This is a genomic window from Brakhagea baltica, assembly GCF_052161605.1.
Taxonomy (GTDB): Bacteria; Planctomycetota; Planctomycetia; order Pirellulales; family Pirellulaceae; genus JBKCUI01.
The window spans coordinates 5058097-5070086 of sequence record NZ_CP197409.1; the positions used below are offsets into that span (position 1 = coordinate 5058097).

The 11990-nt window shown below is 55.2% G+C and carries 10 protein-coding genes; 9 read left to right on the forward strand and 1 reads right to left on the reverse strand.

From position 1 onward, the window contains the following. Positions 1-4: 4 nt before the first annotated feature. From SH449x_RS19480 to SH449x_RS19490, 3 genes are read left to right on the forward strand one after another with little or no spacing between them, the layout of a single operon-like run. A complete protein-coding gene (locus SH449x_RS19480; RefSeq protein ID WP_482377748.1) occupies positions 5-415 on the forward strand; it encodes a DUF1552 domain-containing protein in 411 nt (136 codons plus the stop codon). A 43-nt stretch (positions 416-458) separates the two neighbouring features. After that, positions 459-866, forward strand: a complete 408-nt coding sequence (locus SH449x_RS19485) for a DUF1585 domain-containing protein (protein WP_482377749.1) — start codon at positions 459-461, stop codon at positions 864-866. Between the two features lie 34 nt (positions 867-900). Next, positions 901-2283, forward strand: coding sequence for a DUF1552 domain-containing protein (locus tag SH449x_RS19490; RefSeq protein ID WP_482377750.1), 1383 nt, complete (start codon positions 901-903; stop codon positions 2281-2283). A gap of 247 nt (positions 2284-2530) precedes the next feature. Here SH449x_RS19490 and SH449x_RS19495 read toward each other — a convergent pair whose 3' ends face one another. Then, positions 2531-3715 (reverse strand): XylR family transcriptional regulator, encoded by a 1185-nt coding sequence (locus SH449x_RS19495; protein ID WP_482377751.1) that lies wholly within the window; start codon positions 3713-3715, stop codon positions 2531-2533. Positions 3716-3977: 262 nt separating this feature from the next. On the opposite strand from SH449x_RS19495, the gene SH449x_RS19500 reads away from it, so the two are divergent. The 6 genes from SH449x_RS19500 (at position 3978) to SH449x_RS19525 (ending at position 11978) form a co-directional block, all read left to right on the forward strand. After that, positions 3978-4850, forward strand: coding sequence for an NAD(P)-dependent oxidoreductase (locus SH449x_RS19500; protein WP_482377752.1), 873 nt, complete (start codon positions 3978-3980; stop codon positions 4848-4850). Beyond that, entirely contained in the window at positions 4838-6121 is a 1284-nt protein-coding gene (locus SH449x_RS19505) for an MFS transporter (protein WP_482377753.1), read from the forward strand. Before SH449x_RS19500 ends, SH449x_RS19505 begins: the two co-directional genes overlap by 13 nt. Before the next feature lie 33 nt (positions 6122-6154). After that, the gene (locus SH449x_RS19510) at positions 6155-7255 is read left to right on the forward strand and encodes a PVC-type heme-binding CxxCH protein (protein WP_482377754.1); all 1101 of its coding nucleotides are present in this window, start codon (positions 6155-6157) and stop codon (positions 7253-7255) included. A 27-nt stretch (positions 7256-7282) separates the two neighbouring features. After that, positions 7283-10045: a DUF6807 family protein gene (locus tag SH449x_RS19515; RefSeq protein WP_482377755.1), complete on the forward strand. Its 2763-nt coding sequence runs from the start codon at positions 7283-7285 to the stop codon at positions 10043-10045. Between the two features lie 211 nt (positions 10046-10256). Further along, entirely contained in the window at positions 10257-10838 is a 582-nt protein-coding gene (locus SH449x_RS19520) for a TetR/AcrR family transcriptional regulator (RefSeq protein ID WP_482377756.1), read from the forward strand. A 60-nt stretch (positions 10839-10898) separates the two neighbouring features. Then, entirely contained in the window at positions 10899-11978 is a 1080-nt protein-coding gene (locus SH449x_RS19525; RefSeq protein ID WP_482377757.1) for a redoxin domain-containing protein, read from the forward strand. Positions 11979-11990 lie beyond the last annotated feature (12 nt).

Sequence of the window (11990 nt, forward strand, 5' to 3'; positions counted from 1 at the left end):
CAACATGAACTTCCTCTCCCAATCCTGGCTTCTCAACCGTCGACATGCATTGCGTGCGATGGGCACTTGCATCTCTCTACCCATGCTCGAATGCATGACGCCGCTGCGGGCCGCGGAAGCGGGTGAATCGCCGCGACGCAGCGCTTTCATCTATCTGGCAAACGGCACCCATTCGCCCAATTTCCAGATCACGACGCCGGGCAAGGACTACCAGTTCTCCCGATCGCTGAAGCCGCTGGAAAAATTCCGTGACGTGATCACGCCGATCAACGGCTTGCATCACCCCGGCGGCCTCGGCCAGGCCCACAGTTGCGCCAGTGTCTGGCTGACCGGCGGAAAGCTCGGCCCTTCGGACCGCAATACCATCTCGGTGGATCAGAAGATGGCCGAAGTTACCGCGGAGCACACGCGATAACGTCCCGGAACTGGAAGATCAAAAGCAAGAGATTCGGGAAGGTTTGACGCTTCGCCAGCGCACCGAGTTGCATAAAACGGACCCGAATTGCGCCAACTGTCACAAGGTCCTCGATCCGATCGGTTTCGGTTTGGAAAACTTTGACGCGATCGGACGCTGGCGCGACCAGGATGAAGGCTCTAAGATCGACTCTGCCGGAGAGCTTCCCAGCGGTGAGGCCTTCTCAACGCCCGCAGACTTAAAACGCATCCTGGCCAAGCGGGAAGCGGATCTCGCACGGAACCTTACCGAACGGTTGATGGCCTTTGTTTTGGGGCGTCAACTAGAAGGCTACGATGAGATCGTGATTGATCAACTGATGGTCAAGATCGCAGAGGATGATTTCCGCGTCCGGACAATCATCACAGAAGTCACCACCAGTTACTTATTTACGCACCAGCGAGTTCGATGACACGTACAAACAAGTCCACCTGAAAGGCCCTCCCATGAGCAAAAATCTGTTTATCAGTCGACGCAACTGTTTGAAAGGTGCGGGCGCTGCTCTCGCGCTGCCGCTGTTGGATGTCATGGGCTGGGTGGAGGCCAGTGAAAACAAGTCGCTCAAGCTGCCAGTGCGACTCGGTTTCATGTACATGCCGCATGGGGTGATCATGAGTGAGTTTTGGCCTACGGACGCAGAGAGTTTTCTAACATCGCCGCCACCCGCACTTGAGTCCCTACGTCCGATACTTGATCAATGCCTGATGATGAAAGGGATCTCGGGTGTTGATAATGGTCCATTCAAGAATGCACCGCACGCTCTCGAGTTATCGACCTGGCTTACCGCAGCCTTACCCAATGCGGACAAGCGTGACCGAATCAGCATCTCTATTTCTGCTGACCAGATTGCCGCCAATGCTTTGGGAGTCCACACCGCGCTTCCGTCTTTGGAATTGGCGACGATGCCTCAAACCTGGAAAGAGAATCAGGCTGGTTTGAACGAGGCCTATTATTCGCATTGCAGTTTCCGTTCCCCGACTCAAGCAGTCCCGGCCGAGATCAATCCTCGCACCGTTTTGAACCGTTTGTTTAACAAGCAGGAGCAAGGCGAGGTTGCCACACCATCGCAGATGAGCCCCTTGGATCGTAACCTGTTGGATCGAGTGTTGGCAGGGGCAAGAGATCTGCGGCGCACATTGCCACCAACCGATCAACGAAAGCTGGACGAGTATCTGGACAGCGTCCGGTCAGTGGAACGACGCATTGCAGCGATCGAAATTCGCCAAAAGGAGGCGGCGATGGAAAAGGCGGGCGTCCGCTCTAGCCGCCGCAACGAGTCGGACTCACCGCCGATCGAGATCAAGATCCCAGAAGGGGACCGGCGCAGCGAGTACATGCAGGTGATGTGTGACCTCAACGTGTTAGCCTTCCAGACCGACACGACTCGCGTTTGCACCTACATCGGCTCGACGCCCAATGGTGTGACTTATCCTGAATTGGGATTCACGCGCCAGCATCACTCGCTGACTCACCACAATAACGATTCGGACATGGTCGCCAAAGTGGCTGCCATCACGAAGTTCAACATTGATCAGTTTGCCTACATGGTGAACAAGATGGCAAGCCTTCGCGAGGGGGACGGCACGCTGCTAGACAACTGCATCATGATGTGGGGATCGGGGCTCGAAGACGGCGACCGGCACTCCCGTAAGAACCTGCCATTCATCATCGCGGGCAAGGGAGGCGGTTCCATCAAGACAGGGCGATTCCTGCCCGACATCCAGGGCAACCAAGGCGATCTGCTCACCACGTTGCTCTCGTGCGCCGGGGTGCCCGTGGACCGTCCGGTCGGCATCGCGACCAAGCAGATCGATGAAATCAAGGCGTAGATGCCATGAGCTTTCGAAAAATGTGAGGCGAAAGACTCAATCTCTATTTTTCGACCCACATATTTCGACAGTAACTTCCTAACGCATTGTCCTCAGGATTTGCAATTAACGAGCCTGATTTCTAAATCTGCTGGCCTCCCCGAATCTGCTGGAAATCCAAAACCTCCGCAACAACCATATTGCCCTCCAAGAAACAAATTCAGCATGTTAAGCCTGATGATCCAAGCAAAGCTCAAGGGCTAGCCATTCAACTGACTCTGCCGCGGCGAAACTCGGCGGGTGGTTGGCCAACGATGGAGCTGAAAACTCGAGTCAGGTACTGCACGTTCTTGAATCCTGCTCGCATTGCGACTTGCTTGATCGGCAGATCCGTGTCGGCAAGAAGTGCTCGGGCCGTGTCGATCTGTACTTTGCGAATCTCCTGGTGCAACGATCGCCCCAGTACGTTTCGACAGCGTGACTCGAGTGATGATCTTGAAATATCGACATGCTGAACGACGTCGTCAGGACTGAGGGGGCGGCAGGCGTGCTCTCGTATGAAACGAACCGCTCGTACCAGATCTTCATCATGTGTTGCTAAGACGTCGGTAGAGCGGCGAACGATGACACCTGCGGGTTTGATTTCGGGAATACGCTTTGGCGCCCGCTTGCCGTCCATCAATCGATCCAACAATGCCGCTGCTTGGTATCCCGTCTCGTCGCTATTGACGTCGATGCTCGATAATGATGGTAGCGACAGATCACACAGGTACTCATCATTGTCGACACCCAACACCGCCACTTGGTCGGGCACAGTGATCTGACTCCGACGGCACGCGTCCAGAAGTTGCAAACCGCGATCGTCATTCGCTGCCAGGATGCCAATCGGTTTAGGAAGCTCCGCAACCCAACTTGCAATCCATGCCTGCTGCTGCTCCCAACTACGCGGCCGCTGACGTTTAACGTCTTGCAACACCTGGCAGTGATACCCAGCCTGTTCGATACATTGCTGAAAGCAATCGCCACGCAGGTCGAGTTTGGGGTGAAGCTTGCGCTGATATCCGCAGAAAGCAAAATGATGGAAGCCGCGTTCAAGCAGGTGTTCGGCGGCCAACTTTGCAATGGCTAAATTGTCCGAACCGATAAAGGGAAACGGAAGATCTGTCATGGTCCCTCGCATGTTGACCACTGGCACGCCAGCCCGCTGTACGGCTCGGGCCACGAGTCGACTATCGATGCGAGCCAAGATTCCATCGCCTTGCCAACTGGGCAACCAAGCCGGGGCGGGGTCGCCGAGTCCTTGTGGCTGAAAGAACGTCGACCACTGACCATGTTCGCGATTGTAACGAGCGATACCACGCAGCAAGCCGCGTCCGTAGGCGCGAGATGTCTCAATCAAGATGGCCACATGTTTCATACCGGGCATTTCAAAGTCGTTTCGAAGTAATCTCATGTAATAGGATTCGCCAGAATCCCACTACGTCGTGTACATTCTCATCTGCCGATCGCGTAAGAACCAAGCCCTTAATCCAAAAAGTATAAAGCTTTTGTTATATTGTGCAAAAAGGCAAAGGGAGGATTTGTCTTCGGTATCAGTTACCATACGTCGTGGATTTCGCCAGAAATCCCTCTGTCGCGGACCTCGTTGGCTCAGCAGGATCTCTGGCGAAATCCATTACGACGTGCGGAGGGTTTGAACAATCGTAAGACAGGAAATGGAAAACAAACGTATTGGCGTGATTGGCCTCGGGCTGATGGGGACCGCTATGTCTGAGCGGTTGCTCGAACATGGCTTTGATGTCCGCGCTTGGAATCGAACCAGGGAAAAAGCGGATCCACTGATCGCACTCGGCGCTCGTTGGTCCGACAATCCGCTGGCCGATTGCGATCGTGTCATCATCAGTCTCTACACGAGCGACGTGGTCGAATCGGTCCTTGGGCAACTACTGGATGATTCGGTTGCCAAGCGGGGCACCGAAGAGCTGCGTGGAAAGATCTTGATCGACACGACCACGGGGGCCCCGGAACAGAGTGCTGCGATGTGTGCTCATTTGGCATCGCTGGGAATCGAGTACCTAGATGCACCCATCTCGGGTTCGAGTGAACAGACGCGGCGAGGCGAAGCGACGGTGATGGTCGGCGGCGAGCGAGAAGCGTTCGAATCATGCAACGATTTGTGGCCAATGCTCGGTGCAAACATTTACCACGTCGGGGCAATCGGTAGCGCGGCGAAAATGAAGTTGATTAGTAACCTGGTGTTGGGGTTGAACCGCGTTGCGCTGGCAGAAGCTTTGGTGTTCGCTCAAGGGATCGGTGTTGATCCGGCGTCGGCACTCGAAGTCCTTCGCGGCAGCATGGCGTACTCGCGCGTGATGGATGTCAAAGGTCAGAAGATGCTTCAAGAAGATTTCAGCGTGCAGGCAAGACTCGCTCAGCATTTGAAAGATGTTCGCTTGATTCTGGCCAGCGGTATGAAGTTACCTTTGTCCGAAACGCATCGCCAACTGCTGGAACAAGCCGAAGCGATGGGACTGGGCGAAGCGGACAACTGTGCCATCATTAAAGCGATTCAACAATGTCAACAGTAATTGACCTGGATCGGCAATCGAACGAAGATTCGCTGTCGCCACGCAGTCGGATGTTGGTGTTGGTCGTAGCTTTCGCGGCTCTGGTATTTGACGGCGTAGAACTCGGCTTGATGCCAGTCGCTTCCCTGTCGGTGTCGCAAAGTCTGCTCGGTGACGACTACACACCGACCCTCGGCGGCGACTGGTTCGCACGCTTCACTGCTTCGCTGATGCTCGGTGCAGCCATTGGCGGCATCGCGTTAGGCAGCCTCGGTGATCGCATCGGTCGCTCTCGAGCGATGGGAATCAGCATTCTGTTCTACTCGGTCTTTGCCGCGATGGGTGCGTTGGTACAGACTCAGGAGCAAATGCTTGTGCTACGTTTCTTAGTCGGCCTGGGAGTGGGAGGTTTGTGGCCTAACGGCATCGCGCTGGTTGCGGAATGCTGGCCAGGTGCAAAACGTCCGCTCGTTTCCGGCGCGATGATGGCGGGGCTTAACACGGGCATCTTGTTGTTGTCGCAACTAGCCCGCGTTTGGCCAGTAACGGCTGATTCATGGCGGTGGATTTTTTATCTGGCCGGGGCACCAGCGTTCTTGGGATTGTTCGTGCTCGTGGCCCTGCCTGAGTCACCTCGTTGGCTGGCAACCGCAGGAGTCACGAAAGCTCGATCGACTCCACTGCGAGAACTGTTTTCACCAGGTTTGATTCGTATCACGTTGGTGGGGATTGCCGTCAGCGCCATTCCGATGATCGGGGCGTGGTCGGCGAGCAAGTGGATGATTCCTTGGGCTGATCAAGTAGCGGGAAAAGAGTACGGTGGATACAAAGCGATCACGCAGGGTTATTGGGCACTGGGTGCGGTGATCGGCAGCTTTGCCGGGGCACAACTGGCTGCGTGGCTGGGACGCCGTCTTAGCTATGCATTGATCAGCTTCGGGGCAGTCACGTTGACGTGGGCGATGTTTCTGTTGACCGCGCCACTGCGTCCAGAGTTTCATGCGATCGTGTTCGCTCAGGGGCTGGTCTCGACATTGTTCTTTGGTTGGCTGGCGCTCTACTTGCCCGAGTTGTTTCCCACTCATGTACGAGCGACAGGCAGCGGGCTAGCTTACAACTCGGGGCGATTCGCCACGGCCGCCGGTGTGCTGCTGGCCGGTTTTCTCTTTTCCGCATTCGGCGGCGACTACTCGCGCGTCGGCGCAATATGCGCACTGGTATACGTCCTTGGCTTTGTGGTCATCTGGTTCGCGCCAGATACGTCGGAGGGGAGCCATGAACTTGGAGCGTAAGGTACAAAGAACGTTTTGTGTGAAAGGTTATCGATGAAAGTCTATCTCACCTGTTTGATTGCCTGTGCTTGGTTCAGCTTCGCAGTGTTGGGGCACGGGTTGGCCTGGGGGCAGGTCGACAAGTCGGCCGACCGAGAGGCGCTGCCGAAAGTGCCAGCGGAGTTCGAAGTCACGCTGTTTGCCAGCGAACCTCTGGTCAGGCAACCTTGCTCGATGGCATTCGACGAGCGCGGACGCCTGTTCGTCGGGATGGGGCCGCAGTATCGCAATCCGAAACCGGACACTCCTGGCGATAGCGTCGTGCTGTTTCTCGATACCAATGGCGACGGCAAGGCGGATAAGACCAAAGTGTTCGCCACCGGATTCAACGCCATCCAAGGACTGGCATGGCACGGTCGCGACTTGTGGATCGCGAACTCCCCCGATTTTACCATCGTTCGCGATCTTGACGGCGATGACGAGGCCGATGAGTACATCAAGGTCTATACCGATCTGGGCAATTTGGAGCACGGATTACATGGACTGAACTGGGCTCCTGATGGCAAGCTCTACATGAGCAAAGGAAACTCGAAGGGACTCAACAAACCGGGTCGCTATGCACCAAAACCGTTTCGAGATTTGGCGGGAGTGACCGCGCCGGCCGATGTGCCCGACTTCCCGACTCCAGAAAAGTTCAGCAAAGACAATTACCGCCGGGCGTATCACGATCCCGACGATGATTGGGGACTCGAAGGCGGTGTGCTTAGGTGCGATCACGGTGGAAAAAATCTGGAGATCGTTTCCCGCGGCATGCGCAATCCGTGGGACATCACGTTTGACAGCGGCTTCAATTGGCTCGGCAGCGACAACGACCAGGTGGGCGGCGATCAGGTGATTATGCCCTTTTATGGCGCTCACTTTGGTTGGAATCATCCCTGGAGCAGCCACTGGGGAACCGATCCGCACGCGCCGACGGCACCAGTTAGCGGGCCGCTGTATGAAGGCTCCGGGACAGGGATCGTCTACTGCGAGTCTCCTCAGCTCCCTCCGGCCTATCGGCACGTTTTCTTTATCAACGATTGGCTGCGTAAGACCACTTTCAAATGGACGCCGCAATGGGATGGAGCTTTGATGACGCCGGAAGGTGGGACCTAGGAACCGTTCATTCAAGGGGGCAAATCGTTGTTTCGTCCGACCGATCTCGAAGTCGGGCCTGATGGCGCTTTATGGATTCTTGGTTGGAGCAGTGGTTACGGAGCGGAATGGCAGGATGGCCAGTTGACCAATGAGGGCCGAATTTTTCATGTGAGTTGGAAGGAGGCGAAACCATCGGAGTGGAATTCGGCAAGACGCGCCCAACCCCTTGCGAAATGGACCGTCGCCGAATTGATAGAAGATTTCCAAGGCCCGCTTCCTGTATGGCGGATCAACGCCGCCGATGAGTTGGTCCGACGCGGTGATCGCATGAAGGCCGATTTGATCGCCGCCCTGCAATCGAAGAAGCTCACAACCATGCAGGAAACTTGGACTGCCTGGACGCTGGGGCGACTCGCTCCCCAGGATGCATCGATTGCTGAGTACTTCACGCATCTGCTGTCGGAGCAATCCACCGTTTCGCTCAATCTGCGCATCCAGGCGATTCGCATTCTGGCCTATCGCGTTCGCGAACAGGGCGTAGCGAAAGCGTTGCCAAAAAACGTGGTGGAGACGTTGAACCATGAGAACCCTCGCCTGCGTTTCGCTGCAGTGGACGCGGTGGTTCAGGCTCGGCAACAGAATCTCGTTTCGGCCTTGCTCAACGTTTTGGCGAAGGAAACGGATCGGGTCATCTATTACGCCGCCTGGCAAGGGCTGCGCGAATTGCAAAGCTCCGCCGACTTAGAGAAACTGCTCGAAGACCCACGAGTAGGCGTTCGCAAGGGTGTCCTGCTGGCGCTCCTGGAATCGAACGCCTTGAAACAAGATCGGCTCGAAACGCTGGCCAAAGATAGCGATGCCGGCACGCGAGAGATCGCTTCACTGCGTTTGAATCATGCCACCGGAATCAGCGGCGGAAAACGCCCCGAACCAACCCGGCTATCCGCCGCGAACACCCCCCCACAGATCGATTCGCCAACGGGAGCGGCACTGGCACGGAATCTGAAAGCTCGCAGCGGTGCGCTGTACAAAGTCGTGCCAGGCGGTTTTGCGGTCAAGACTCCCGTTTATGTCGATCGCGGCTTCCGTCTGAGCAGCGTGCCATCGGAACTCGAAGGCGCCGATCTGATTCAAACCGCCAACGAAGACGACAACTCGCGCGGCGACCAGTGGCTCAGCGCCGAAGCGCTCGTACCAGTGCGCGTGTGGGTCGGGATCGACGCTCGGCAGAAGGCCGTTCCGAACTGGGTGCAGAAGAACTTTGTGAAGCAACCATTCACTGCAGCGATCGACGAGGGTACGAAGTTTGTTTTCTACCAGCGAACGTTCGCTTCGGGCCCCATCCAACTTGGCGGTAACACCGATGATGGCCGCGTGGGCGGCAAGGGAAACTACATCGTTGCAATCAGCCCGTTGCCGCTGGAAAAACAGCCGACGAAAGCAACCGTCGAAGCATCGCTGGCCCTGCTGGATCGCGGAAACCGAGAGCGCGGCGAGTTGCTGTTTCGGCACTCGCAGGGTGCGGGATGTGCGAAGTGTCATAGCCTCGATCAAGCCACCAATGGTTTCGGCCCGAATCTAAGTAGCATTGGATTGCGAGCCAATGTGCGGCACATTGTGGAGTCGATTGTCGAGCCCAGCGCGGTCATCACCGAAGGTTTCAAACAAATGAACGTGATCACCGATGAAGGAAACGTCTATTCCGGTGTGCTGCTGGAAGAAAGCGGCTTGTCGCTGTCGCTAGGTCAGTCCAATGGCGAGCGAGTTGACATTCCGAAAGACTCGATCGAAGAACGAAAGTCGAGTCCGGTTTCCGCAATGCCGGATACGTCAGAGTATCTGACGCCGCAGCAGGTGGCTGACTTGACGACGTTTCTGATGTCGATGCAAACACCGCTCGCGGCCGACGGCTCGGGCACTCCGGCGGCGGCATCCAACTCGCAGTCGGCATCAAGTGGTTTTGGCGTCGATCAGCAGAAGGATCGTCTGCGTATCTCGCTCGATGGCAGAGAAATCGTCGATTTCGTCTTTCGCGACGACAATATCCTGCGTCCCTACTTCGCCAATGCCCGACTGGCGGATGGTCGGCAAGTCACTCGCAATCATCCACCCGTGAAGGGAGTTGATGCGCTCGACCACGACACCATGCATCCGGGGATCTGGCTCGGGTTCGGCGATATCAGCGGCCAGGATTTCTGGCGCAACAAAGCGGCCATGGAACATGTGCGGTTCGTATCGGAGCCCCAGATAGCAGACGATCGCCTGACATTTTCTAACGAGTGCCGTTTGAAAACCGGAAGCGGCCAGACGATCGGCTCACTAACAAACGCTTTCACGCTGCTGCGTCGCCCCAGTGGTTGGTTGTTGGTCTGGGACGCCACGTTTCATGCCGATCAAGGCCCGCTCGTTTTCGGCGATCAGGAAGAGATGGGATTCGGGGCTCGCGTGGCCACGCCGTTTACCGAAAAGAACGGCGGCGTGATTCGCAGTTCCAGCGGCAAGCAAAACGCGAATGAGACTTGGGGCCAGCCTGCGAAGTGGTGTGATTACTCAGGCAGCGGCCCGCAAGCCGGTGGCGTCATGCTGATGGCTGGCGAAAAGAACTTTCGCGAAAGTTGGTGGCACAACCGCGACTATGGGGTCTTCGTAGCCAATCCTTTTGGTCGGGAAGCAATGAAGCAGGGAGCAAAGAGCTCCGTAGAAATCGCTAAAGGCCAATCGCTTCAACTCCGTTTCGGAGCGTTAGTACACGACGGTCAGCAAATCGACTTAGCAGGTGAATACAAGGTTTTTCTTGAAATCCCGTAGAGCATGTTCGATTCTTGTACCAAGAACATCTTCAAAGGATCTTGGGTTGGTTTCAGCCAGCTTTCGGATAGATCTTATGGTGTGATATGTAAACATCAGCGTTCCCGATGGTCAGAGCACGACGACCGATATCTCCCCTCCAGAACGTCGGTGTCTGGCAGGCCGAGTAATTGCACTTGACTTCTGAACCGATTGGTCCAATAACTAGTACATGATAGGTAGACCAAAGAATTTTGATCAGCATGCCGCCTTGCGATCAGCCATGGAGTTATTCTGGCAGCGTGGTTACGCGGCCACGTCTCTCGATGACCTGCTGGGTGTTATGTCGCTTTCGAAAAGCAGTTTTTATGCTGAGTTTAAGAGCAAGGACGCACTATACCGCGAGTGCTTGAAGGAGTATCAGCAAATGATCGTCGAGCACCTGGAGCAAATACGTCTTGCCTCGGGTTCGATACGCGATTTTTTGGAGACGGTTTTCGACGAGGTGCTCGACGACGCGCAATCAGGGGACCCGAAAGGTTGCTTGATTGTGAATTCCGCTGTGGAATTCGGCCAACATAAGACACAGTTTTCCGAGGAAGTGCGTCACGCACTGGCTGCGGTTCAAGCAGCGTTCGAGAAGGTTCTAAAGTCTGGGACGAGCAAAGGACAGCTTGAACCTACGAACTCGCCGAAAGTGACCGCTAAGTACCTTACGACCTGCATCAGCGGGATCAGGTCGATGATCAAAGGTGGAATGACTGCTAGGGATGCCAAGTTGGTTATCAGCAAGATTATCGATTCGCTCGAATAATAGTTGATAAAGTGATGTTTCTTTCCGTTTGAAGTTAATGATTCCCTGTGAGAGCTAAAGATGAGATGGACTTGGTTCAAAAATAGCGTCGGGTCAGTTGCTTTGGCGATTTTTTGTCTGGTTCCGACCATCGTCTTATCTCAAACTAACGAGTCCGAACCGATCGTTCCGCAAAACCTCTTAAAGCTAATCCATACGCCAGAAGTACAAAAGGAACTTGAGCTGGACGGCGATGAACGATTGAGGCCTATTCTCATAGAGATAGATCGCGACTGGTGGCCCACACGTGTTCTGCCGGAAGCGAAGCAAGTGGAGACGATCCGAGCACTTGAAGCGAAGTTACTTGCTGCACTTAAGCCACTACTGACGCCCACAAAACTGCGACGCCTTCGTGAGATTGAAGCGCAATCACAGGGAACCCGGGCACTCCTTCGTCCGGAGCTCGCCAAGGCCATCGGGCTTGATGAAAAGCAGTTGCTTACCATTCGAACAGCGTTTGCCGAAACGGACGTGCTTGCACGAAAGCTCGCGGCGAAGCAAGGAAGCGATCCCACTTTGGAAAAGCAAGTCCAAACGGTTCGAGATAAGGAGCAGCGTACGATCAATGATCTGCTTACTGCTGCGAACCGACAGTCACTTCGCAAATTGATCGGCGAGCCGTTCGACACCATGTCCTTAAAGCGGATCTACCCCTTGGCACCCGAACTAGTGGACTCTGGTGAGTGGGCCGGCAGTGGTCGTGCCTCCATGGAGTCCGAGCGAGGCAAGGTGATATTGATCCATTTTTATGCGTTTCAATGCCATAACTGTGTTGCAAACTTCGATCATTACAATCGCTGGCAGGAGTCTTTGTTCGAGAAGGGAGTCAGCGTGATTGGCATCCAAACACCAGAGACGAAAGCAGAAGGGGACCCAACGCTTGTGAAGAAAGCAGCCATTCAGAAAGGTTTTCAGTTCCCCGTTTTAATCGACTTAGAAAAGGCCAATTGGGACGCTTGGGGAAACACGATGTGGCCAACGGTCTATGTCGTCGACAAAAACGGATACATTCGATCTTGGTGGCAAGGCGAGTTGAATTGGCAGGGGGCCACAGGCGATAAAACGATTGAAAAACTTATTGACGAACTCTTGGCAGAATAAGGACAAAGTGAA